Source organism: Thermoanaerobaculia bacterium, from assembly GCA_018057705.1.
Classification (GTDB): Bacteria; Acidobacteriota; Thermoanaerobaculia; order Multivoradales; family JAGPDF01; genus JAGPDF01.
The window spans coordinates 1-22,426 of record JAGPDF010000057.1 but is presented as its reverse complement, the minus strand read 5'-3'; the positions used below and the strand labels follow the sequence as shown (position 1 = coordinate 22,426).

Here is a 22,426-nt window from a genome sequence, read left to right as displayed (position 1 = left end):
CCCGGCCCCACGATAGACTTCCCGGCAATCATGCCGCAAAACGGGCCGGAAGTCCTCGCAGACGTTACCCCAGTCGAGCAATTGAAGCAAAAGGACGCCGCCCGGATCCGGGCGATGTTCGGCCGCGTCGCCCGGCGCTACGATCTCCTCAACCACCTGCTTTCGGCCTCGCTCGACCGGGTCTGGCGCCGCAGGCTCGCCAGGGCCCTCGTCCTGCCCCCGGGCTCGCGGGTTCTCGATCTCTGCTGCGGCACCGGCGACCAGGCCCTCGCCCTGCGCCGTCCGGGGATCGAGATCGTTGCCGCCGATTTCTGCCTGCCGATGCTGGCCTTGGCCGCGCCCAAGTTCGCGGCCGCCAGCCGGTCGACTCCTCGGGCGATCGGAGCCAGCGGGGATGGCAGGGCACTCCCGGAGCCGTCCGTCCTCAACGCCGACGCCCTCAATCTGCCTTTCCCCGACGCGAGCTTCCACGCCGCCACGGTCTCTTTCGGGCTGCGCAACGTGGCCGACCTGGATCGCGCCCTCGCCGAGCTCGCGAGGGTTCTCCGCCCCGGCTGCGAGCTCGGCGTGCTCGAGTTCACGGTGCCCTCCTGGCAGCCGCTCCGCGGCCTCTATCTCTTTTATTTTCAGCACCTTCTCCCCAAGGTGGGGAGCCTGCTCTCGAAAGACCCGACGGCCTACACCTACCTGCCGAGCTCCGTGCTCGACTTTCCGCAGCGGGAGGGGTTCACCGCCCGGCTCGAGGCGGCCGGTTTCGAGTCCACAAGCTCGGTCAGCCTCTCCGGTGGCATCCTCGCCCTCTACCGCGGAAGAAAGAAGATGAGATGACCCAGCTCCTCGAAGCCAAAGCCGTAGCCGCCCAGATCCGCGCCGAAGTCGCCGCGGGAGCCCTCGAAGTGCAGGCCCGAGCCGGCCGGCCGCCCGGCCTCGCCGTCGTCCTGGTCGGCGACGACCCGGCCTCGCGGGTCTATGTCGGCTCGAAGACCAAGGCCTGCGCCGAAGCCGGTCTCGCCAGTTTCGGTCACATCCTGCCGGCAACGACACCGGCCGACGATCTTCTGGCCCTCCTCGACCAGCTCAACTCCGACCCCCGGGTCGACGGCATCCTCGTCCAGCTGCCGCTGCCGGCGGGCCTGCCGGCGCGCGACATCCTGGACCGGGTCGACCCGGAGAAGGACGTCGACGGCTTCCACCCTGTGAACGTCGGCCGGCTCTGGCTCGACCAGCCCGGTTTCGTCCCCTGCACCCCTGCCGGCATCATCGAGTCGCTGCGCCGGCACGGCATCGCGCTCGCCGGCAGGCATGCCGTCGTGGTCGGCCGGAGCACGATCGTCGGCAAGCCGATGGCCGGGCTTCTGCTGCGCGAGAACTGCACGGTGACGATCGCGCACTCGAGATCGCGCGACCTCGCCGGCATCTGCCGCGAGGCCGACCTGCTGGTCGCCGCGGTGGGGCGACCCGGGATGATCACCGCCGACCATGTGCGCGAAGGCGCGGTCGTGATCGACGTCGGCATCAACCGGGTTCAGGACCTCGCCCTCGCCACCCGCCTGGTCGGCGACGACGCGAAGCGCCAGGCGGCGCTCGCCGAGAAAGGCTACGCCCTGGTCGGCGACGTCGACTTCCCGGCGGTCGCGCCGAAGACCTCGGCGATCACCCCGGTCCCCGGCGGCGTCGGCCCACTCACTGTGGCGATGCTCCTCGCCAACACCCTGACCTCCGCCCGCCGGCGCTTCGGCATCGAGGTCGCGGCCGGCGGTGCACCCGGCACCGCGAGCTGACGGACGCAATGCCTTCGCCACCGCGGGTCGGGCTGACAGGTGGACTCGCGAGCGGCAAGTCGACCGTGGCACGCCTCCTGCGAGAGGCCGGCTTCGAGGTCGTCGATGCCGACAGGGTGGTCGCCGAGCTCTATCGACCGGGAGGCGCCGGCACCCGGGCGCTCACGACGCTCTTCGGCCCCGGTCTACTCAAGACCGACGGCAGCGTCGACAAGGCCAGGGTCGCACATCTGATCTTCTCCGACAGTGCCGCGCGCCAGGCGCTCGAAGAGGCCATCCACCCGCTCGTTCGAGCCCACTTCGCGCGCGTGGCAGCGACCGCGACCGGGCCCGTCGTCTTCGAGGCGACCCGTCTCGTCGAGGCCGGCTATGCCCCGGACTTCGACCTCGTCGTGACGGTCGAGGCTCCGCTCGAGCTACGGCTCGAGCGCGCCGTGGCCCGCGGCCTGCCGCGCGAGGAGGCGCTCAGCCGGCTCGTCGCCCAGGGCGACGGCCGCGAGCGCCGCGCGGCCGCCGATCGCACGATCGCGAACGATGGTTCTCCGGAAGAGCTTCGTGCTGCCGTCGCGGCCCTCGTTACCGAGATCCGCCAGCGCTGAAAGCGCGACAGCCGGAAGACGCGCTCCTGCCCCGGCGAGCGCGGGGACCGCGACCGCTCAGTCGCCGACCACGAGAGTGACCGGAACCTCGAGCTCGTCGCCCCGTTCGTCGGCGAACTGCACCTGGATGGCGCGCACGCGATCGGGTCCCCAGGCCCCGTTGGTCAGCAGCCAGGCACGCACGAAGCGAGCCACGGCCTGGCGCGACGATTCCCGCACCAGGGCCATGTGCCGAGGGTCGGCCGCGAGTTGCGAGAGCCGCGGCGTCAACTGGCGCTCGAGGACGGCGAGCTGCTCGGCGGCATCGAAACGCAGCCACGACTCCTCTACCCGGCGCTCGATTCGGTCGGTGTGAATCGCCGGCGGCTGCGAGGGCCGCAGAACCGGCGCGAGCACGCGGCAGAAGCCGTCCTCGATCTCGACCGTCCAGTCTTCGTCGAGGCGCACGTGATAGCGATAGGTGACCGGCACCCGGATCTCCACCGTCGTCGTGCCGAGATCGACGAGGTCCCAGAAGGCGCGCCGCTCGTCGCTGCGCGTCAGGCTCTCGACGCTCTCGGCGACCGCGACCTCGAGGTTGCCCCCGGCGTGCGGCGCCACGGTGGGAATCGCCGCGAGGAAGCTCTCGGTGACATTGCCGGTGAGCAGGTCGCGGGCCAGCGCGCCAATGCGTTCTGCCGCGGCTCCCGGGAGGTTCGCTGCCGCCCGGCCGGCGCGCTCGAGCCCGGCGATCAGGCGCCAGGCGACGAGCGCGAGAAGACCTGCGACGAGCACGGCAGCCACCGGCCAGCGCAGCAATCGAACCCAGTCGCGGATCCGATCGCGCTCCGGGCCGGAGGGCGCGGGCGGCAGCGGCGCCCCGCCACTTGCGGAACCTGAGGAATCGCGCACCATCGGCTTGCTGTCGATCGTGCAGGATTTCCGTCGCCGGGGCAAGTCGCGCCGGCGCACCCGCCGCGCCTGCGATGGGCTAGGCTCGTCGCCGGAACCGCTCATGACGCAGCCAGGCAGGATCGCCGCCGCCGGATTCCGGCGCGAGTTGGGACTCTGGGACACGACGGTGGTCGTCGCCGGAGCGATCATCGGCATCGGCATCTTCGTCAACCCGTCGAACGTCGCGCGGATCCTGCCGGCGCCCGAATGGATGCTGCTCGTCTGGCTCGCCGGCGGGGCCCTGGCGATGATCGGCGGCTTCGTCTACGCCGAGCTCGGTTCGCGCCTGCCGCAGGTCGGCGGCCAGTACGTCTACCTGTCGCGGGCGTGGGGCCCGTTCGCCGGCTTCCTCTACGGATTCGCCCTGCTCTTCGTGATCAATACCGGTGGCATCGCGGCGGTCGCCTCCGCTCTGGCGAGCTACGTCGACGGCTCCTTCGTGCCGCTCGGCGCCGTCGGCCGGCTCGGCCTCGCCGCGGGTGTCATCGTTCTGCTCACCGAGATCAACGTGCGCGGCGTCCGACCCGGCAAACGCGCCAACAACAGCCTGATGATCCTGAAGCTCGGCGGCATCGCGGCGATCGGCGTCCTGATGCTGGTGAAGCGCCCCGCGGCGGCGACGACCTACCACCTGCCGATGGTCTCGGAGGTAACGCTCACCGCCTTCTTCGCCGCCCTCGTGCCGGTGCTCTTCGCCTACGGCGGCTGGCAGAACTGCGGCAGCCTCGCGGCCGAGATCCGCGACGCCGGCCGGACGCTCGCGCGGGCGAACATCCTGGGCGTCGCGCTGGTGGTCGTGGTCTACGTCGGGCTCAACTGGATCTACCTGCGCGTTCTGCCGCCGGCCGAGGTGGCGGCCTCGACGGCGCTCGCCGCCGACGTCGCGCGGGCGCTCGCGGGCGAGCTCGGGGCGCGCTTCGTCGCCGCGCTCACCGTCGTCTCGTGCCTCGGGTTCCTCGCCGTCATCACCATGACCGGACCGCGGCTCTACTACGCGATGGCCGAGGACGGCCTCTTCCTGCGCCGCGCGGCGACACTCCATCCGCGCTTCGGCACGCCGAGCTTCACCCTCCGCCTGCAGGCCGGCGTGGCGCTCGTCCTCCTCGTCTCGCAGACCTACGACCAGCTGCTTTCCTACGTCGTCTTCTGCGACTGGCTCTTCTTCGGCCTGACCGCCGCCGGCCTTTTTCTCCTGCGGCGGGCGCCGGGCGACGTGCACGGGAATCACTTCCGCGCCCCGGGCCACCCCTGGACGACGGCGATCTTCGTCGCCATCTCCGCCGGGGTGGTCGCCAACAGCTTCGTCGCCGCCCCGCGCCAGGCGGCAGCCGGCTGCGCCGTCCTCGCCGTCGGCACCGTGGCCTATCGGATCTACGGCCGGCAGGCCCGGCGGCGCTGAGACGCGCGCCGGAGAGCCACCGCAGGCTAGAACTCCAGGCGCACCGACAGCTGGAACCGGCGGGGATCGTAGAAGGACTGCGGCCGGCCGAAATCGGCGCTGTTGAAATTATCCTGGATGTCGTAGCCCGTCTGGCGGTCGTAGACGTTGAAAACGTCCAGGCGCGCCTGCAGGTTGAAGCGCTCGCCGAGCGGGAAGTTCTGGGTGTAGTTGAGGTCGAGCTGGTGGTGCGCCGCGGTCGTCCTCGAGCCGGCGGGCTCGGCGTAGCGGTTGCTGTCGCTGGTGCTGCCGGCGAGGATCGAAACCGGATAGACGCGGTAATTGTGCTCCTCCCACGGCTGGCCCGACTGATAGATCGCGAAGGCGCCGACGCTCGCCCTCCAGGGCAGGGTGCGGTAGCCGTAGATCTTCAGCTTGTGGCGGCGGTCGCCGCGCAGATCGCCGTACTTGCCGTCCCAGAGCTGGCGTCCACCGCCGTCGGCGATGTTCGACGAGCCGATGAAGAGGTTGCTGTCGTTCGCCAGGCTGGTCCCCGCGCTCCCGTCCTGGTCCATGTTGCCGTAGTAATGACTCCAGACATAGGAGCCGCTGACGAAGGCGCGCGTACCGCGCCACTCGGTCTCGATTCCCGCCTCCCAGTATCTGGTGAACGAGCGGTCGAGCTCGGCAATGACGAAGTTCGAGCCGCCGATCTCGCCGCGCACCCGCGCGAGGTCCCGGATGTAGAGCTCGCGCGGGATGCCGGGCGGCGGCTCGTAGCGCAGCCGCGAGTCGTTCTCGGTGTCTTCCCAGAAGTTGAAGCTGTACCGATACCGGGCATGAGCGCGCGCCGACCAGCCGCCGCCCAGCTCCCGGGTCGTGCCGAGCATGTACTCGTCGGTGGTGCGCGGATCGAGGTCGTCCGCGAAGAACTTGCCCGAAGAGGCCGCCTCGGGCGACGAACCGATGAAGTTTCCGTTCTGGTCGAAGTAAGCGTTCACCTGGCCCGCCGCGTTGCGCGCCCAGGAGGCCGCGCGCGGCAGCGAGCTCGCCGCCGGGACGTAGCGCGCGTAGCTCGCGAACACGGTATTCGACGGGTTGTAGGCCCAGACTGCGCCCAACCGGGGCTGCAGCGTGTCCGCGAAATCGAGCTCGTACATCTCGTACTTGTGGCCGCGGGCGACCTCGAAGCCCGAGACGTTGCTCGAGTTCGGCTTGAGGCCCTGGCCGTAGAGCTCGTCGTTGCTCACCAGGAGGCCGACATTGAAGGTGAAGTCGTCCCAGCGAATGGTGTCGTTGAGCTCGAGATTCTGCGACTCGTATTCCGAGTGAATCGCCGGGACCTGCACGCCGTTCGGCAGCGTGATGCCCTGCTGCAGGACCCCGGCCTGGAAGAAGACCTTCTGCCCGGCGCAGCTCGAGTTCGCCGGGCAGAAGGTGGTGCCACCGGGGATGGTGACCGTACCCCAGCCGTTCGACGAGCGAAGGAGGTCCTCTTCGTCCCTGGTCCACTGGTATCCGACGTGGAAGGCGTGGGTGACTTTCTCGCCGAAGATCCGGTCGTAGCTGGCCTGGCAGCTCTGGCGGTAGAAGTCGTTGTCGTCGATCTGCGCGGCGCCGCCGACCCGGCCGCCACCGACGCGGGTGCCGTTGTCGAGATACCCATACCGTTCGATGAATCCCCGCTGGAAAGCGTTCGCGCCGTCGCTCCCCGGCACGACGATGAATCCCTGCGTGTCCAGGCCGGCGATGTCGAGGTCGACGCTGCCGTCGAGCCGCGGCGCGAAGGCGAAGAGGTTGTCCGGCCGACCCAGGGTCTGGTTCTCGAAGTCGGTGAACCGGAAGCTGGCGTAGCTTCGCTCGTCGATCACCCAGGAGGCCTCGAAGATCCCGATGTCGAGAGTCGCCTCGCTGCCGTTGCTCGTCGACCCGGCCGACGCCGCAGTCGAGACGCTCGTACCCGAGTCCGTGCGCTCCGAGGTGCGATAGCTGGCGTGGAAGAGCAGCGAGTCGGTCGGCGCGAACGTCAGCTTGCCGAAGAGCTCGTCGCGGTCGCTCTCGAAGTCCGGCACCTCACCGTAGAGGTTCGAGCGGCTTTCGCGCGTCGAGTTGGGCGCAAAGTACGAAGCGTAGAAATACAGCCGGTCGCGGAAGATCGGTCCACCCACGCTCCCGATCCACCACTCCTTGTCCTCTTCGAAAACGGTGCCCGCGTTGTCGCGATCGGCCGTCAGGCTCTCCGGCTGCGCCTGGTAGCGGAGCGAGGCGCGAAACGCGTTGGTGCCCGAACGGCTGATCGAGTTCATCAGGAAGCCGCCGGCGCGATTGAAGTCGACCGCGTTGGCGCCGCCCTTGACGACGGCGATCTGGTCGACGTCGTGCGATGACGGCTCGGCCGAGAGCGTGCCGAAGAGCGGCAGCGTGACGTTCACGCCGTCGAAGAGATAGGTATTGTCCTGCCCGCTGCCGCCGGCGCTCGGGCCGCGCACGCTGTCCTCGGTGTACTGCACGCCGGGAATGAGCTTGACGAGATCTCGATACTCCTGGCCGACGGGAAGCGCCTCGATCGTCTCCTGCGTCACGGACGTATCGAGCTCCGCCGAGGAAGTGTTGACGAGCGAAGAGGTCCCCACGACCACGATCTCCTCGGACACGGCGTCGATCGTGAGGCTCGCGTCCACCGTCGCAGTCTGTCCCAGAGCGACCTGCACGCTCTTCTTCACCGTCGCCATGCCCTCGAGGGAGAAGCTCACCTGGTAGGTGCCCGGGGGCAGCAGCGGCAGCTGAAAGTCGCCGTTGGCGCCCGAGACTGCCTGGCGCGCCTGCGGCAGCAGGTCGGAGGTCGCCGCGACGACGACACCGGCAAGTCCCTCGCCGGCCGCTGACGTCACCTCACCCTGGATCGTTCCCGACTGCTGCGCGAGCGCTGGCGTCACGCCCAGAAGAAGCAGGGCCAGAGCCCGGGTCAGCCACTTCGACATCGTTCCCCCTTAAGGCTGCCTCGCCGTGTGTCGATGGTGTCGGCATTCATCGGCGCGCCGCCCGCTTCGCTTGAGGGGGGGGTGAACCGCAGGCCTGGACCCGGCCACGCTGCGCAGAAAAACGGCAGGGAGTCTACAGGGCGCTCCCAGCCGCAACTTGACTCGAATCGATCCGTAGAAGACACTACCGACCAGTCGGTCGCTTCCGACCGGTCGGTAGGAGATTCGATCACTTGGACAATCCACTCGACGGTGCCACCACCCGGCAGAAGATCCGCCAGGCGGCGCTCGAGCTCTTCGGCGAGCGCGGCTATGACGGTGCCGCGATGACCGCGCTCGCCGAGCGCGTCGGTATTGCCAAGCCCTCGCTCTACAACTACTACCGCTCGAAGGAGGAGTTGCTGCTCGATCTGGTTCGCGACGGCATCTCGCAGTGGCGGGAGGCCTGCATGGCGCCGTTCGGGCGCCCGGATACCTTCGAGCGCCAGCTCGGCGATCATCTTCGGCTGGCGGTCGAGTTCGCCCGCGACCGTCCGCACCTGATCGCGATCTTCCACCTCGCGACCACCCACGTGCCGCCGGAGCTCGGCCAACGCATCCACGAAGTGGTGAGTGAGGTCGAAGGAGCGATCCGGGCGACCATTCTCGACCGGATCGATGCGGCACGCGCCGCGGGCGAGATCGACACCGATGCCGCCGACGCGCAGATCTTCCTCGGCATCTTCTTTCACGGCCTGCTCTTTCTCCAGGCCGGTCACCACCACTCGGCCGCACCGGTCGAGAGTCGTCTGCCGCAGATCTGGCGGCTCCTTTTCCGCGCCCTCTCGGGGCGCGAACCGCAGGAGGACCTGTCCTGATGTCCCCTCGCCGAACCTGCTTCTTCCCTATCGCCGTCGCGGTGGCGGTAACAGTTGCGCTGCTGCCTCCGGCACCGGCCGTCGCGATTCAACTCGACCTCGCACGGGCCGTCGAGACCACGTTGCGCGCCAATCCCGGCCTGCTGTCGGTCGAGGAGATTCGCAGTCAGGTAGCGGGCGGTATCCGCGAGGCGCGCGCCGACGCCTTCCCGCAGTTGACCTTGAGCTCGTCGTGGGGGCAGTCGCGCAGCCCTTCCTTCCTCAACAGCTCCGACTTCGACGAGATCCTCGACCAGTTCCCGGGCGGCAGCTTCGAGCCTTCGACGCAGGAGCTCAGCCGGGCGGTCGTCGAGCTCAAGCAGCCGGTCTGGACCTTCGGCAAGATTCGCGCCGCGATCGATCTCGCCAAGATCGTCGGAGAAGCCACCGACGCCCAGATCCGCACCGCCCGGCTCGACGCGGCGTTCTCGACCGCCGAGGCGTACTACCGGGTTCAGGCGGCGCGCGAGGGCCTGGCGACGATCGAGTCCGAGCGCGAGTACCGCAGCCGCGACCTGGCGCGCATCGAAGACCTGCTCGAAATCGGCGAAGCGACCCAGCTCGAGCAGCTGCGCGCCTTCTCCGCGCTGGCCGCTGTCGACCCGGAAGTCGCCCGCCGCAGAGGCCAGGTGACGATCGCCGAGATGCGTCTGCGACAGCTTCTCGACCTGCCGACCGACGAGCCGCTCGAGCTCGAACCGTCGTCGGCGACGCTGCCCGCACCGCCAGAGATCGACCGGCTCGTCGCGGCGGCGGCCGGCCGGCCCGAGATCGAGGATCTGGTGCATCAGGAAGACGCCTACGAGGTCCAGCAGCAGATCACCCGCGCCGACGGCCTGCCGCGCATCGATCTCAGCGGCTACTGGGGACGCGAGGTGCGTCTGGTGACGAATCTCGCCGACCCGCTCTACAGCTCCTGGGCGGCGGCGCTCGAGCTCTCCTGGCCGTTCTTCGACGGCGGGCGCCGGCGCGGACAGATCGAGCAGTTCGAGAGCCAGCGCCGGCAGATCGCCCTGCGCCGCGCCGAGCTCGAAGCGTCGATCCGGCTCGAAACCGACCAGGCCCGGACCAACTACGCCACCGCCCTGTCGCGGGCCGCCTCGGCCGAGATCTTCGCGCAGGCGGCAGCGGAGGCCGAGCGCGTGGCGCGCGCCACCTACGAAGAGGGCGTCGCCACCCAGACCGATCTCCTCGATGCCCAGAGAAACGCCGTGATCGCCCAGGTGAGCGCGATCGAAGCCCGCTACGAAGCTCTCGTCGAAGCCTCACGTCTGTCGCGCGCTGTCGGCCTGCTGCCGACCGAGCCCTGGTCCACGCTGGCGCAGAAGGAACTGCCATGAACCGCACCCGCCTGTCATTCGTCGTCCTCGCGCTGGCCTCGACCGCTCTTCAGACGCTCGCCGGCTGCTCCTCTCCCAAGACTCAGGCCCCGGCCGCGCCGGCCGAGCGCGTTGCCCAGGTGCGGACGATCACACTCGCGCCGCGCACCGTCGTCGACCGCACGAGCCTCCCGGCCGGCCTCGAGCCGCTGCACCGCGCCGTGCTCGCCGCCGAGGTCGGCGGTGCCGTCGAAGCCGTCCGGGCCGAGCTCGGACAGGCGGTCGCCAGGGGCGAGCTCCTGGCGACGATCGACGAACGCGCCCTGGCGCAGCAGGTGGCCGAGGCCGAGGCCTGGCTGCGGCAGGCGAACCTCCAGTTCGAGCGCGCCCAGAATCTCTTCGAGCGCAAGGCGGTGACCAAGGCCCAGCTCCTCGATGCGGTCACCAACCGGGACGTCGCCGTCGCACGGATCGCATCGGCGAAGCTCGCGCTCGACAAGGCCCGCGTCGCCGCGCCCTGGGCAGGGCGGATCGCCGTGCGCCACGTCGAGGTCGGCAGCTTCGTCGCTCCGGGCACACCGCTCTTCGAGCTCGTCGACGCCTCCAGGGTCAAGGTCCGCGCCGAGGCGCGCGCCGCCGACGTTCGCTTCCTCGCGGTGGGCCGGGAGGTCGAGGTCAGCTTCGACGCCTTCCCGGGCGAGAAGTTCCCGGCGAAGATCGAGCGCCTGGGGGCCGAGCTCGATCCGCAGTCGCGCACCCTCGCGGTCGAGGCCGAGCTCGCCAACGCCGACGGACGGCTGAAGCCGGGAATGCTCGCCCGCCTCGACATTCCGCGCCAGACGGTCGAGGGTGCCCTGGTCGTGCCGATGTCCGCGCTGGTCGATCTCGGCGGCACGAAGGCCGTCTGGACGGTCGCCGACGGACGCGCGCTGCGCCGCGAGGTGACGACCGGGGTGGTGGTCGGCGAGGAGATCGTGGTCATCGGCCTTGCGGCCGGGACGCACGTCATCGTCGAGGGCCAGCAGGCGGTGGGCGAGAACCAGCCGGTCGAGGAGGTCTGAAGTGAGGCTCGGCGAGTTCGCGGTCAGGAACCGCGCCACGGTCTTCTTCGCGCTGTTCGCGATCGTCGTCGCCGGCGGCTCGGCCTACAACACGCTGCCGCGTGAGAGCTTCCCGGACATCGAGATCCCCAACATCCTCGTCTACACCCTCTGGCCGGGAGCCTCGCCCACCGACGTCGAGAGCCAGATCACCGACGAGCTCGAGCGCGAGCTCCAGGGCCTCGAGGGGATCAAGCAGATCACTTCGACGTCGACCGAGAGCGTTTCGGTGGTGAACGTCGAGTTCGTCTCCGGCGTCGACCTCGACTTCGCGCTGCAGAAGGTGCGCGACCGGGTCAACCTCGCCAAGTCCGAGTTCCCGGCCGACGCCGAGGAGCCGATCCTGCGCGAGCTCAACTTCTCCGACGTGCCGATCCTCCAGGTCCACCTCTCCGGCGATGTCGGTCCGGTCGAGCTGCGGCGGCTGGCGAAGGCGGTGCAGGACGAGGTCGAAGCGATCCCCGGCGTGCTGCGGGCGACCCTGGTGGGCGGCGTCGAGCGCGAGGTGCAGGTCGACGTCGACCCGGAGCGCCTGCGGCTCTACGGCGCCTCGCTCGACGACGTGCTCGACGCGATCCGCGACGAGAACGTCTCGATTCCCGGCGGCGAGCTCACGCTCAAGGGGCAGACGCTCGCGCTGCGCGTCCCGGGCGAGGTCGAAGACCCGCTCGCCGTCGAGCAGTTCGTGGTCAAGGTGGTCGGCCAGCGTCCGGTGCAGGTGCGCGACGTCGCCAAGGTGAGCTACGGCTTCAAGGAGCGCAGCTCCTACTCGCGGATCGACGGCCGGGAGTCGGTGTCGCTTTCGGTGCAGAAGCGCTCGGGCTCGAACATCATCGAGCTCACCGACCGCCTGAAGGCGGAGGTCGAGCGCTTGCGCGGCACCTGGCCGCCGGGGGTCGAAGCGACCTTCCTGGCCGACCAGTCGAAGGAGATCCGCATCATGGTCGCCGATCTCGAGAACAACGTCCTCACCGGCGTCGTGCTCGTGGTCATCGTGCTCTTCTTCACGATGGGGCTGCGCAACGCCCTCTTCGTCGGCGCGGCGATCCCGCTCTCGATGCTGCTCACCTTCATCGTCGTGCAGCTCGCCGGCATGACGCTCAACATGATGGTTCTCTTCTCGCTGGTGCTCGCGGTCGGCATGCTGGTCGACAACTCGATCGTCGTCGTCGACAACATCTACCGCCACATGCAGGAGGGCAAGTCCGCCTTCGAGGCGGCGCAGATCGGCACCCGTGAGGTCGGCGGGGCGGTCCTCAACTCGACCCTGACGACGATCGGCGCCTTCGTGCCGCTCTTCTTCTGGCCCGGCATCATCGGCGACTTCATGTCGATCCTGCCGATCGCCGTCTGTATCGCCCTCGCCGCTTCACTGGTCATCGCCTTCACCTCCAACCCGACGCTCGCCGCCGCCTACATGCGGCCCCACACGGAGCGCACCGTCACCGTGAACGACCAGGCCGGCGTGCCGGCGGATGCCGGCCTCGGCGGCCGCGTCCTGGTCTTCTATCGCGAGTCACTGGCCTGGGCACTGGGCCACCGCGGCCTCGTTCTCGGCGGGACGCTCGCACTCTTCGTCGTCGTGATCCTGCTCTACGGCAAGTTCCATCACGGCACGGAGCTCTTCCCGGAGACCGATCCGCGCCAGATCTGGGCCTCCGTCGAGACTCCCCCCGGCACGCGGCTCGAACAGACCGACGCCATTGTGCGCGAGCTCGAGCACCGTCTGGGCGACCTCCCCGACATTCGCGTGCGGGCGGCGGCGACGGGTTCCGGCGCCACCGGTGACGAGTTTTCGGGCGGGCGGTCGGAGGGCGGCGATCCGACCCGCGGCCGGGTGACCCTCGACCTCCTCGACATGGAGGACCGCAGCCAGAGCTCGTTCGCGACCCTCGAAGAGGCGCGGCGCCGGGTCCGCGGAATCCCGGGCGCGACGATCAACGTCGAGCGCCCGATCGAGGGACCGCCGGTCGGCGATCCGCTGTCGATCGAGCTCACGGGCGACGACTTCGCGCGCCTCGGCGAGATCGCCGAGCGCATTCAGCGCGAGATCGCCGACATTCCCGGCCTCGCCACCCTCGACAACGACTTCGACCTCGCCCGTCCGGAGGTGATCGTGCGCGTCGACCGCGACCAGGCGGCGCGGCTGGGACTGTCGACGGCGCTCATCGCGCGCACCTTGCGCACCGCGATCAACGGCACGGAGGCGTCGCAGTTCCGCGAGGGCGAGGACGAATGGGACATCACCGTCCGCTTCGCGCCGGGCGCGCGCTCGAGCCTCGCCGATCTGCAGCGGCTCGTGGTGGTCAACGAGGACGGCGAGCAGATCCCGCTCGAAACGGTGGCCGAGGTCACGACCGGCGCGGCGTTGCAGTCGATCCAGCACAAGGACCGCCGGCGGGTGGTGACGATCGCCGGCAAGGTGACGACACCCGAGCAGGCGCAGCCGGTGCGCGCCGAGGCCGAGAAGCGGATTCGCGAGATGCCGAACCTTCTGCCCCCCGGCTACGCCGTCCGCTTCGCCGGTCAGAGCGAGGACGAGGAGGAGTCGACGGCGTTCCTGTCGAAGGCGTTCCTGTATGCGCTGATCCTGGTACTGCTGCTGATCGTCGGCCAGTTCAACTCGTATGCGGTGCCGTTCATCATCATGACTTCCGTGGCGATGTCGATGATCGGCGTGCTCGCCGGGCTGGTTCTCACCGGCACGCCGTTCGGAATCATCATGACCGGCATCGGGGTGATCTCGCTCGCCGGCGTCGTGGTCAACAACGCGATCGTGCTGCTCGACTATGCCGAGCAGTTGCGGGCACGCGGAATGGCGCGGCGGACGCTCCTCCTGGTGACGGGAATGCGGCGACTGCGGCCGGTCATGCTGACCGCCGTCACCACGATCCTCGGCCTGGTGCCGACGGTCGTGGGATGGGGTTTCGACTTCCGCGGCTTCCAGTTCCAGGCTTCGGGGGAATCGAGCTCCTGGTGGCGGCCGATGGGCGTCGCGGTCATGTTCGGCCTCGCCTTCGCGACCTTCCTCACCCTGATCCTCGTGCCGGTGCTCTACGACCTGCTGCTCGAATGGCGGGAGCGGCGGGCCGGAGGAGCGTCCAGATCCGAGGACGACGCCGACGTCCCCCCGTCGCCGGAAAGGGTGCCAGCGGGCTAGCCGCTCGGCGAGGTCGACCGTTCGTCGCGCAGACGCGCGAGCAGCTCGCGCCAGGCGCGGCCGCGGTGGCCGACGCGGTCTTTCTCTTGGTCGGAGAGCTCGCCGTAGGTGCGGATCTTGCCCTCCGGCCGGAAGACCGGATCCCAGCCGAAACCGTTCGGCCCGCGCGGCGGGAGGACGAGGTCTCCGCCCGTCTCGCCGCGCGCCAGGACCGTCTGCAGGCCGTCGGTCCACATCAACAGGCAGACCGCCCTGGCGCGCGGGTTGCCCAGCGCGATCGCAGTGCGGGCGATGCCTTCGGCGCCGACCGCCGCGAGCATCCACTTCACCAGCGGACCGGGAAAACCATTGAGAGCGGCGAGCTCGAGCCCCGTCTCCTCGACGACGACCGCCTGTTGCACGCTCTGCCAGGCATGCCAGGCCTTGGCGCGCAGCACCTCCTCCATGTCGAGCGACTGGATCTCCGGCAGATCGACGGCGATCGCCTCGAGCGTCCGTCCGGCGACCGCGGCGAGCCGGCGCGCCTCGACGAGCTTCGACGGATTGCCGGTGACGAAGAGCAGGGGCTCGGACATGAGGACGGGTTCGGCCTCAGCCCCGGAGCACGCGGAAGGCGTGCACTTTCTGCTGCAGCCCCTTGAGCTGGAACTCGCCCAGGGGCTCGGTGGGGAACGCGCCGGCGAGCAGGCGATGGGTCTCGCCGCCGAGGGTGATCTCGCCCGGCTCGGCGACACCCGATTCGAGCCGCGCCGCGACGTTCACCGTATTTCCGAGCACCGTGTAGTCGACGCGCTTGCGGCTGCCGACGTCGCCCACCATGACCGGGCCACTCTGGATCGCGATCCGCACCAGAAGAGTCGGGAGGCCGCGTGCCGCGCGCTCGCGGTTCAGGGCCTCCTGCGCATCCTGGATCTGGATCGCGGCCTCGACGGCCCGTCGGGCATGGTCGCTCTGGGGAACCGGCGCGCCGAAGAACGCCATCACGCAGTCACCGATGAACTTGTCGAGCGTCCCCCCGACCGAGAAGATCGCCTCCACCGCGTGCGTGAAGTAGGACTCGAGCATCTCGGCCACTTCCTGGGGGCTCGCCTGCTCGGACACCGGCGTGAAGCCCGCGAGGTCGGCGAACATCACCGTCGCTTCCGCGAGCTTCATCCTGCCGACCGTCGGCTCGGCCGCGCTCGGGGTGAACTTCACGATGCTCTCGATGACCGCCGGCGAATGGTAGCGCTCGAGGCGGCTGCGCACCTGGCGCTCGAACTCGACCGTCTTGGCGTAGCGCAGCCTCTCCACCGCCACTGCGGCGTAGTTGGCGAGGGCGGTCAGCAGGTCCAGATCCTTCTCGTTGAAGGTGCCGGCGTGGAAGGGCGTATCGACCTGGAAGACGCCGATGATCTTCTCTCCCGACCAGAGCGGCGTGCACATCGCGGCGCGGATCTGATGGATGCGAATCGAGTCGCCACCGGCGAGCCGTTGATCGGCCAGCGCGTCGTAGGTCAGCAGGGCGACGCGGTCGCGCATGACCTGCTCGACCATCGTCTGCGAGACCGGCACCTCGCTCTGTGGCCGGAACTCGAGGCGCTCCTTGGTGCGTGCCAGCTCGCAGACCGTCTTCCCCGTCGACTCGTCGAGCAGCAGGATGAAGCCACGGTCGACCGGCAGCGCCTCGAAAGCGATGTCCATCACCCGCGACAGCACCTCGTCGACCGAATCGGAGCGGATGAGGAGACGCGCGAGGCGCGTCATGAAGCCGAAGATCTTGCTCGAATAGGCCTCGTCGAGATCCTTGCGCTTGCTCGATCGCGCCTCGCCCGAGGTCTTGCCGTCGAGCCCCCAGGCGGCGCTGAAATCGGCCAGCGAGCGCACGATGGTCGCCGTTCCGACGGCGACTTGCGCCAGCGGGGGCGCCTGCGGCAGGCCGGCGGTCGCGGCGCGGTCTCTCGAGCCACTGGTCGGCGGTTCGCGGACCTCCTCGATCCCGAGGTCGAAGATCCCGACCTTGATCCGGTCTCCGGGCTTGAGCATGGCGCGCTTGCTGACGACGCCGTTGACCTGGATGCCGTTGGTCGACGCCAGATCCTGAACGAACCAGCTGCCGCCTTCCTTGCGGATGACTGCGTGGCGGCGCGAGACCGAGAAATCGGCCAGGACGACCTCGTTCTCGGTGCCGCGGCCGATGCGCAACTCGTCCGCGGCAAGCGGCAGAATCTCGTCCCTGCCCTGAACGGCCCAGCGCAATCGGAGCACGGTCGGCGTCACCTCGCAGTTCGATCTTAGCCCAGCGCCCGGAGCCGGCGCTTTGTTATCCTCGGCGCGATGACCAAGAGCGCCGAACCGTCCCCGGACACCGCCCCCGAACAGCCCCAGAACCCGCTCTACGAGCGCTATGCGTCGCGCGAGATGGCGGCGATCTTCTCGAGCTCCCACCGCTTCGCGACCTGGCGCCGGATCTGGATCCTGCTCGCCCGAAGCCAGGCGGACCTGGGGCTGCCGATCCGCCGCGAGCAGATCGCCGCCCTCGAGGCGGCGGCGCCACAGCTCGATCTCGCCCGGGTCGCCCAACTCGAGCGCCAGACCCGTCACGACGTCGTGGCGCACCTCAGGCATTTCGCGGAGCAGGCGGACGCGATCGTGCCGGACGCCGGCGGCATCCTCCACCTCGGCGCCACCAGCGCTTTCATCACCGACAACACCGACCAGTTGCTGATGCGCGAGGCGCTCGAGCTCCTCCGCCGCCGCCTCGCCACGGCGCTCGGCGGACTCGCCGACTTCGCCCGCCGCCATCGGGCTCTGCCCTGCCTCGCCTACACCCATTTCCAGCCGGCGCAGCTGACGACGGTGGGCAAGCGCGCCTGCCTCTGGGCGCACGACCTGGTCCTCGACCTGGCCGAGATCGAGCACCGACTGGCGACCGTGCGCTGCCGCGGAGTCAAGGGAACGACCGGCACCCAGGCGAGCTTCCTCACGCTGTTCGCCGGCGATCATGCGAAGGTCCGCGAGCTCGATGCCCGGGTCGCCTCCGGACTCGGCTTCGCCGGCTCGGTCGCGGTCTCCGGCCAGACCTACACCCGCAAGCTCGACAGCCAACTGCTCGCGACCCTCTCGGGTGTCGCCGAGAGCTGCCACAAGATGGGCACCGACCTGCGGCTGCTGCAGGGAGTCGGCGAGCTCGCGGAGCCGTTCGACGAGCACCAGGTCGGCTCGTCGGCAATGGCTTACAAGCGCAATCCGGTGCGCGCCGAGCGCATGTGCGGCCTGGCCCGGCGGATCATGACCGACGCCCTGAACGGGCCGGTGAACGCCGCGACGCAGTGGCTCGAGCGCAGTCTCGACGACTCCGCCAACCGCCGCCTCGTCCTGCCCGACGCCTTCCTCGCCTGCGACGCCATCGTGGGCCTCGCCGGGCACATCGCCGCGGGCCTGCGCGTCCACGCCGGCATGGTCGCGGCGCGGGTCGCGCGCGAGCTGCCGTTCATGGCCACCGAGACGCTGCTCATGGAGGCCGTGCTGCGCGGCGGCGACCGCCAGGTGCTCCACGAACGCATCCGCACGCACTCCTTCGCCGCCCAGGAAGCGGTGGCCCGGAACGAGGAGAATCCGCTCCTTGCTACAATAGCCGCTGACGCCGACTTCCGGCTGTCGGCCGAGGAGATCGCCCGCTGGGTGGACCCGCAGGCGTTCACCGGCAGGTCGGCCGAGCAGGTGGACGATTTCCTGAACGACGTCCTGAACCCGGCTCTGGCCGGCCTCGACGCCGCGGCAGTGGAAGTGCCCCGCATCTAGGCGGCGCGTTCAGGCGTCGCATCCAGGGGGCAGACGGCCGCGGGAGCTTTCCGGCGCTGCGAATCTCGACGCGCCGGCGAATGGGATGCAGCGCCGGTATCGATGCGATGACGCCCCTACGCTCCATCGCCTCCGCCCCTCTTCCTCTGGCACTGGGTCTTCTCTTGCTCGCCGGCTGTGCGAGCTCGGGGAATCAGGCGAGCCGCGCCGGCCGTTCCACCCTCGAACGCGGCATGGCCTCCTGGTACGGACCCGGCTTCCACGGCCGGATGACCGCCTCCGGCGAGCGCTACGACATGCACGCCGCGACCGCCGCGCACCGCACGCTGCCGTTCGGCACCGTGCTCGAAGTGCGCAATCTCGACAACGGCCTCACGACCCAGGTGCGGGTCAACGATCGCGGGCCGTTCAAGAAGGACCGGATCGTCGATCTCTCCCTCACCGCCGCCCGCGCCATCGGCATGGTCGGGCCGGGAACCGCGCGGGTGGAGCTGCGGACGCTCTCCCTCGGCGGCGGCGACCGGCGCTACGTGGTGCAGGTCGGAGCGTTCCAGGAGCAGGCGCTCGCCGACGCCCTGGCCTCCCGCCTGCGCGCCGACTACCCGGAGGTCGTCCTGCGCTCCGACGAGGTCTGGCACCGGGTACAGCTCGGCGCCTTCACCGACCCCGACGAAGCGGCGGATCTGGCGCGCAAGCTCTCGCGCCAGGGCTACGCCGCGCTGGTCATCGCGGCGCGCGCCCCGACGCCGGTCGCGACACCGTCGGCTACTGCGCCGCCGTCTTTCTGACCGAAGGGTTCACCGCCGCCGCCGGCACCTCGCCGTCGAGCGCGGCGAGCACCATGTGGGCCGTCTCGATCGCGATGCGCTCCTGTGCCTCTTTGGTCTGCGCGCCGATGTGCGGCGTCGCGACCACTCTGGGGTGGCCGGTGAGCGCCTGCCGGTGGGTCGGCTCGTCTTCGTAGACGTCGAGACCGGCGCCGGCAATCCTGCCCGCCTCGAGGGCCGCGAGCAGCGCGTCCTCGTCGACCAGGCCGCCGCGCCCGCAGTTGATGAACAGCGCCTCGGGCTTCATCAGCCCGAGCCGCCGCGCGTCGATCAGGTTCTTCGTCGCCTTGTTGAACGGCGTGTGCAGCGTCACGACGTCGCTCTGGCGCATCAGGTCGTCGAGGTCGAGGAGCTCGACTCCGATCCGCTTCGCCTGTTCCGGCTCGAGGAACGGGTCGAAGGCGACGACACGCATCTCGAAGGCACGGGCGCGCGACGCGACGCGCTGCCCGATGCGCCCGAGGCCGACGATGCCCAGAGTCTTCCCCTGAAGCTCAACGCCGACGAAAGTCTTGCGGTCCCATTCGCCGCGCTTCATCGAGGCGTCCGCGGCCGGCAGGCTCCGCGCCAGGCCGAGCAGCAGCGCGAAGGTGTGCTCGGTCGCCGACATCAGGTTGGCGTTCGGCGCGTTCACCACCAGCACGCCGCGCTCCGTCGCCGCGTCGACGTCGACGTTGTCGACCCCGACGCCCGCCCGTCCGACGACACGCAACTTCTTCGCCGCCTCGAGCAGCGCCCGGGTGACCTTCGTGGCGCTGCGCACGACCAGCGCGTCGACTTCGGCGACCAGCTCCGGCAGCCGCGCGCGTTCGTCGGCGGCGACCACTTTCACATCCGCGCCGGTGGCGCGCAGGATGACGAGGCCGGACTCTTCCAGCGGATCCGCAATCAGAATTCGAGTCATGAGGCGATCTCCTCTGCGATCGCGGCCAGGAGCGCCGCGAGATCTGTGGTTTGGACTTCTCCCATGTGGCCGATGCGAAACGTCGATTCCTTGAAGCGGCCGTAGCCGCCGCCGAGCGTGAAGCCCCTCTTCTTCATGGCCGCGACGAGCGCGCGCGACTCGAGGCCGGCCGGCGGTCGCAGGCAGCTTACCGTCGCCGAGCGCCCGGCCGCCGCCGAGGCGAACGCGAAGCCGTGCGCCTCAGCCCACCCGGAGGTCTGGCGCTGCAGCGCGCCGTGGCGCATCCACCGCGTCTCGATGCCCTCGCGCGCGATCCGCTCGAGCTGAAGATCGAGCGCCCAGGCGATCGAGACCGCCGCCGTCGTGATCGGCCCGCCCTCCCGATGCTTGTCCCGATAGCGCAGCAGGTCGCCGTAGAAGCCGCGGTGCGGAATCTGCTCAGCCCTGGCCTCGGCACGCTCGGAAAAGGTGAAGACGGTGAGGCCCGGCGGGGTCGCGAGGCCCTTCTGCGATCCCGCGAAGACGAGGTCGAGCCCCCAGTCATCGGTCTCGACCGGTGCGCCGGCGAGCGACGAGACGGCATCGACGAGGAGCAGGGCATCCGACTCCTCGCGTACCACGCGAGCGATCTCCGCCAGAGGATTGACCACGCCGGTTGAGGTCTCGTTGTGGGCCACGGTCACGGCTTCGTAGCGCTTGCGGCGCAGCGCCTGGCGGAGGAGCTCCGGGTCGACCACCTGTCCCCACGGGGCGGCGATCTGATCAGCGGCGCGCCCGAGAGACTTTCCGACGTCGAACCAGCGTTCGGAGAAGGCGCCGTTGGTGAGGTGGAGGACGTCGCGCGATACCATCGAAGTGAGCGCCGCCTCCATGAGGAACGTGGCGCTCGAGGTCGCCATGTAGACGTCGCGCGTCGTGCGGAAGACCGGCTTGAGCGCTTCAGTGATCCGCTTGTAGACCGGCATGAACTCCGGCGACCGGTGCCCGACGACCGGCGCCAGCATCGCCGCCCGCACCTCTTCGAGGACATAGACCGGGCCGGGGACGAAATACTTGATCTGCTCGGGCATGGCGCTCGTCCTCTAGTCCTTCTTCCAGCGCAACGCCGGTTTGCGCAGGCGGACGAGCAGCTCCTCGGTCGTATAGGCGCGGCTCGCCGTCGCGCTCTCGACGAGGTGCCAGCCGTTTCCCCGCGCCGCGAGGCGTGGATAGAGCGCGAGACCCGCCACGAGAACCACGTCGGCGCCGAGAAAGTGCTCGCGCAACAGATCCCGCAGGACCGCCGCTCCCTTCATCGGCTTCATCGCGATCGACCGGCCGTTGCCGACGGCCACGGCGCGAAAGGCTTCCAGTAAAGGGGGTGCTCGGAGGGGCGGCGGTGGGTCGACTGGAGCGTCCATGGCCAACCAGCCGACGCGCAAGCCGGCCGCCTTCGCTGCGGAGAACAGAGACGCGAACGCCTCTGCTGATCCGTCGACGGCAAGAAGAACCGGAGCTTTCATTTACTGGAGCTTTTCTTCTTCTGGATACAAGAGGATCTCTTTTCTTTCCTGCCGGAATTCCCTCTCGTCCGCTTCGAAGCCAGCGCGCCAGCTCGCGAGGTCGGCGGTCGGGTCGCCTTCGAGGGCCCGGCGGAAGACGTCGCTGCCGGTCAGGAGGTCGATCGCCGGACGGTCGGCGACGAATTCGTAGGGCGCTTCCCGCCATCCGAAGAGCTTCGGAGCCACGCTCTTCAGGGCGAGCAGGATCTCGAGACCGAGCCGATAGCCTCGAACCTTCGCCTCCTCGACCATCACCAGCTCGACGCCGCCGCAGATCTCACCGCGATGCTTCTGGAACTGGGGCCGGAAGTAGGTCGGGATCGCCTTCACCCCCAGCGCCGCGAGCGGCGCCAGCGCCTCGGCGAGCGCCGTCGGGCGAAGGCCGGGGGCGCCGAAGAGCAGGAAGGGGCGGGTCGTACCGCGCCCCTCGGAGAGCTCCGTCGCTTCGAGCAGACAGAGACCGGGATAGACCAGCGCCGTGGCGAACGTCGGCATGTTGGGCGACGGCGCAATCCACGGGCGCCCGGTGGCCGGCCAGAGGTCGGCGCGGCTCCAGCCCTCGACGGCGATCACCCGCGGCGAACGGCCCCACTCGCGGCGATGCGCCTCGAGGCGGACGATCTCGCCCAGGGTGAGGCCGTGCCGGACCGGCATCCGGAAGGCACCGACGAACGAGGCGAAGCCCGGATCGGGAAGATTGCCCTCGATGACCTCGCCGCCGAGAGGATTCGGGCGGTCGAGGATCCAGACCTCGCACGAAGCGGCGCGCGCCGCCTCGGCGGCCCAGACCGCCGTCGCGGCGTAGGTGTAGTAGCGCGTGCCGATGTCCTGGAGGTCGATGAGCAGCAGGTCGAGCCCCGCGAACGCCTCGGGGCGCGGCAGGAGCGACCGCTCGTCGCTGCCATAGAGCGAGACGATCTCGACCCCGGTCCACGGGTCGCGCGCGCTCTCGGCGGGCACCATGTCCTGTTCGACGCCGTAGTAGCCGTGCTCCGGACCGAAGAGCCGGGCGGGCGGGACCCCGGCCGCGGCGAGCGCGAGATGCGCCGGGACGCAGTCCGCCGTGACCGAAGCGCCGTGGGCCAGCAGGCCGAAGCGCCGCCCGGCGAGCTCGTGCGGGCTCGCAAGCAGAAGGTCGAGACCGGTCGAGATCATCGACCGGAGCTTTCGGAGGGGGCGGAGGGGGCGGAGGGGGCGGAGGGGGCGTCGTGGTCGCGGCGGAAG

Annotated in this window: 18 protein-coding genes; 10 read left to right on the top strand and 8 right to left on the bottom strand. The window is 69.7% G+C overall.

Annotated features, from left to right (window positions below; all coding sequences use genetic code 11):
• Window positions 1-30: 30 nt before the first annotated feature.
• Genes KBI44_15580 through KBI44_15570 form a run of 3 tightly spaced genes read left to right on the top strand, consistent with a single transcriptional unit; the run spans window position 31 to window position 2,380 of the window.
• Window positions 31-828, top strand: coding sequence for a ubiquinone/menaquinone biosynthesis methyltransferase (locus tag KBI44_15580; GenBank protein ID MBP9145903.1), 798 nt, complete (start codon window positions 31-33; stop codon window positions 826-828).
• On the top strand, window positions 825-1,781 hold the full coding sequence (locus KBI44_15575) for a bifunctional 5,10-methylenetetrahydrofolate dehydrogenase/5,10-methenyltetrahydrofolate cyclohydrolase (GenBank protein MBP9145902.1): 957 nt from the start codon (window positions 825-827) through the stop codon (window positions 1,779-1,781). Before KBI44_15580 ends, KBI44_15575 begins: the two co-directional genes overlap by 4 nt.
• Before the next feature lie 8 nt (window positions 1,782-1,789).
• Window positions 1,790-2,380, top strand: coding sequence for a dephospho-CoA kinase (locus KBI44_15570; protein ID MBP9145901.1), 591 nt, complete (start codon window positions 1,790-1,792; stop codon window positions 2,378-2,380).
• A 57-nt stretch (window positions 2,381-2,437) separates the two neighbouring features.
• Here the strand turns inward: KBI44_15570 and KBI44_15565 are convergent, their stop codons facing one another.
• The gene (locus KBI44_15565) at window positions 2,438-3,376 is read right to left on the bottom strand and encodes a hypothetical protein (GenBank protein ID MBP9145900.1); all 939 of its coding nucleotides are present in this window, start codon (window positions 3,374-3,376) and stop codon (window positions 2,438-2,440) included.
• Here KBI44_15565 and KBI44_15560 point away from each other — a divergent pair.
• On the top strand, window positions 3,375-4,712 hold the full coding sequence (locus tag KBI44_15560) for an amino acid permease (protein MBP9145899.1): 1,338 nt from the start codon (window positions 3,375-3,377) through the stop codon (window positions 4,710-4,712). The two genes, KBI44_15565 and KBI44_15560, sit on opposite strands and share 2 nt — an antisense overlap.
• Before the next feature lie 26 nt (window positions 4,713-4,738).
• On the opposite strand, the gene KBI44_15555 is transcribed toward KBI44_15560, so the two are convergent.
• Window positions 4,739-7,672 carry a TonB-dependent receptor gene (locus tag KBI44_15555; protein ID MBP9145898.1) on the bottom strand — a complete coding sequence of 978 codons (2,934 nt, stop codon included), beginning with the start codon at window positions 7,670-7,672 and terminating at the stop codon, window positions 4,739-4,741.
• 233 nt (window positions 7,673-7,905) lie between these two features.
• Between KBI44_15555 and KBI44_15550 the strand changes: the two genes are divergently transcribed.
• From KBI44_15550 to KBI44_15535, 4 genes are read left to right on the top strand one after another with little or no spacing between them, the layout of a single operon-like run.
• Window positions 7,906-8,529, top strand: coding sequence for a TetR/AcrR family transcriptional regulator (locus tag KBI44_15550; GenBank protein MBP9145897.1), 624 nt, complete (start codon window positions 7,906-7,908; stop codon window positions 8,527-8,529).
• The gene (locus KBI44_15545) at window positions 8,529-9,908 is read left to right on the top strand and encodes a TolC family protein (protein MBP9145896.1); all 1,380 of its coding nucleotides are present in this window, start codon (window positions 8,529-8,531) and stop codon (window positions 9,906-9,908) included. Before KBI44_15550 ends, KBI44_15545 begins: the two co-directional genes overlap by 1 nt.
• A complete protein-coding gene (locus KBI44_15540; protein ID MBP9145895.1) occupies window positions 9,905-10,948 on the top strand; it encodes an efflux RND transporter periplasmic adaptor subunit in 1,044 nt (347 codons plus the stop codon). The genes KBI44_15545 and KBI44_15540 overlap by 4 nt, the downstream gene beginning before the upstream one ends.
• Window position 10,949: 1 nt before the next feature.
• On the top strand, window positions 10,950-14,147 hold the full coding sequence (locus tag KBI44_15535) for an efflux RND transporter permease subunit (GenBank protein ID MBP9145894.1): 3,198 nt from the start codon (window positions 10,950-10,952) through the stop codon (window positions 14,145-14,147).
• Here the strand turns inward: KBI44_15535 and KBI44_15530 are convergent.
• Window positions 14,144-14,722: a non-canonical purine NTP pyrophosphatase gene (locus KBI44_15530; GenBank protein ID MBP9145893.1), complete on the bottom strand. Its 579-nt coding sequence runs from the start codon at window positions 14,720-14,722 to the stop codon at window positions 14,144-14,146. The two genes, KBI44_15535 and KBI44_15530, sit on opposite strands and share 4 nt — an antisense overlap.
• Window positions 14,723-14,738: 16 nt before the next feature.
• Window positions 14,739-16,406 carry a GAF domain-containing protein gene (locus KBI44_15525; protein ID MBP9145892.1) on the bottom strand — a complete coding sequence of 556 codons (1,668 nt, stop codon included), beginning with the start codon at window positions 16,404-16,406 and terminating at the stop codon, window positions 14,739-14,741.
• A 57-nt stretch (window positions 16,407-16,463) separates the two neighbouring features.
• Here KBI44_15525 and KBI44_15520 point away from each other — a divergent pair, with 57 nt between their 5' ends.
• Entirely contained in the window at window positions 16,464-17,930 is a 1,467-nt protein-coding gene (locus KBI44_15520) for an adenylosuccinate lyase (GenBank protein ID MBP9145891.1), read from the top strand.
• Window positions 17,931-18,037: 107 nt separating this feature from the next.
• Window positions 18,038-18,718, top strand: a complete 681-nt coding sequence (locus KBI44_15515) for a septal ring lytic transglycosylase RlpA family protein (GenBank protein MBP9145890.1) — start codon at window positions 18,038-18,040, stop codon at window positions 18,716-18,718.
• Here the strand turns inward: KBI44_15515 and KBI44_15510 are convergent.
• The 4 genes from KBI44_15510 to KBI44_15495 are packed head-to-tail and all read right to left on the bottom strand — an operon-like array spanning window position 18,696 to window position 22,357.
• On the bottom strand, window positions 18,696-19,661 hold the full coding sequence (locus KBI44_15510) for a phosphoglycerate dehydrogenase (GenBank protein ID MBP9145889.1): 966 nt from the start codon (window positions 19,659-19,661) through the stop codon (window positions 18,696-18,698). The two genes, KBI44_15515 and KBI44_15510, sit on opposite strands and share 23 nt — an antisense overlap.
• Window positions 19,658-20,731 carry an alanine--glyoxylate aminotransferase family protein gene (locus KBI44_15505; GenBank protein MBP9145888.1) on the bottom strand — a complete coding sequence of 358 codons (1,074 nt, stop codon included), beginning with the start codon at window positions 20,729-20,731 and terminating at the stop codon, window positions 19,658-19,660. Before KBI44_15505 ends, KBI44_15510 begins: the two co-directional genes overlap by 4 nt.
• Window positions 20,732-20,743: 12 nt before the next feature.
• Window positions 20,744-21,163, bottom strand: a complete 420-nt coding sequence (locus KBI44_15500; GenBank protein ID MBP9145887.1) for a hypothetical protein — start codon at window positions 21,161-21,163, stop codon at window positions 20,744-20,746.
• Entirely contained in the window at window positions 21,164-22,357 is a 1,194-nt protein-coding gene (locus KBI44_15495; protein ID MBP9145886.1) for a DUF1343 domain-containing protein, read from the bottom strand.
• Window positions 22,358-22,426 lie beyond the last annotated feature (69 nt).

What these genes read in the sequence shown, in the direction of transcription:
- KBI44_15500 (MBP9145887.1), bottom strand. Translation starts at nt 21,163, where the DNA reads ATGAAAGCTCCGGTTCTTCTTGCCGTCGACGGATCAGCAGAGGCGTTC.
- KBI44_15545 (MBP9145896.1), top strand. Translation starts at nt 8,529, where the DNA reads ATGTCCCCTCGCCGAACCTGCTTCTTCCCTATCGCCGTCGCGGTGGCG.
- KBI44_15565 (MBP9145900.1), bottom strand. Translation starts at nt 3,376, where the DNA reads ATGAGCGGTTCCGGCGACGAGCCTAGCCCATCGCAGGCGCGGCGGGTG.
- KBI44_15530 (MBP9145893.1), bottom strand. Translation starts at nt 14,722, where the DNA reads ATGTCCGAGCCCCTGCTCTTCGTCACCGGCAATCCGTCGAAGCTCGTC.
- KBI44_15575 (MBP9145902.1), top strand. Translation starts at nt 825, where the DNA reads ATGACCCAGCTCCTCGAAGCCAAAGCCGTAGCCGCCCAGATCCGCGCC.
- KBI44_15520 (MBP9145891.1), top strand. Translation starts at nt 16,464, where the DNA reads ATGACCAAGAGCGCCGAACCGTCCCCGGACACCGCCCCCGAACAGCCC.
- KBI44_15560 (MBP9145899.1), top strand. Translation starts at nt 3,375, where the DNA reads ATGACGCAGCCAGGCAGGATCGCCGCCGCCGGATTCCGGCGCGAGTTG.
- KBI44_15505 (MBP9145888.1), bottom strand. Translation starts at nt 20,731, where the DNA reads ATGCCCGAGCAGATCAAGTATTTCGTCCCCGGCCCGGTCTATGTCCTC.
- KBI44_15540 (MBP9145895.1), top strand. Translation starts at nt 9,905, where the DNA reads ATGAACCGCACCCGCCTGTCATTCGTCGTCCTCGCGCTGGCCTCGACC.
- KBI44_15570 (MBP9145901.1), top strand. Translation starts at nt 1,790, where the DNA reads ATGCCTTCGCCACCGCGGGTCGGGCTGACAGGTGGACTCGCGAGCGGC.
- KBI44_15580 (MBP9145903.1), top strand. Translation starts at nt 31, where the DNA reads ATGCCGCAAAACGGGCCGGAAGTCCTCGCAGACGTTACCCCAGTCGAG.
- KBI44_15495 (MBP9145886.1), bottom strand. Translation starts at nt 22,357, where the DNA reads ATGATCTCGACCGGTCTCGACCTTCTGCTTGCGAGCCCGCACGAGCTC.
- KBI44_15510 (MBP9145889.1), bottom strand. Translation starts at nt 19,661, where the DNA reads ATGACTCGAATTCTGATTGCGGATCCGCTGGAAGAGTCCGGCCTCGTC.
- KBI44_15515 (MBP9145890.1), top strand. Translation starts at nt 18,038, where the DNA reads ATGACGCCCCTACGCTCCATCGCCTCCGCCCCTCTTCCTCTGGCACTG.
- KBI44_15555 (MBP9145898.1), bottom strand. Translation starts at nt 7,672, where the DNA reads ATGTCGAAGTGGCTGACCCGGGCTCTGGCCCTGCTTCTTCTGGGCGTG.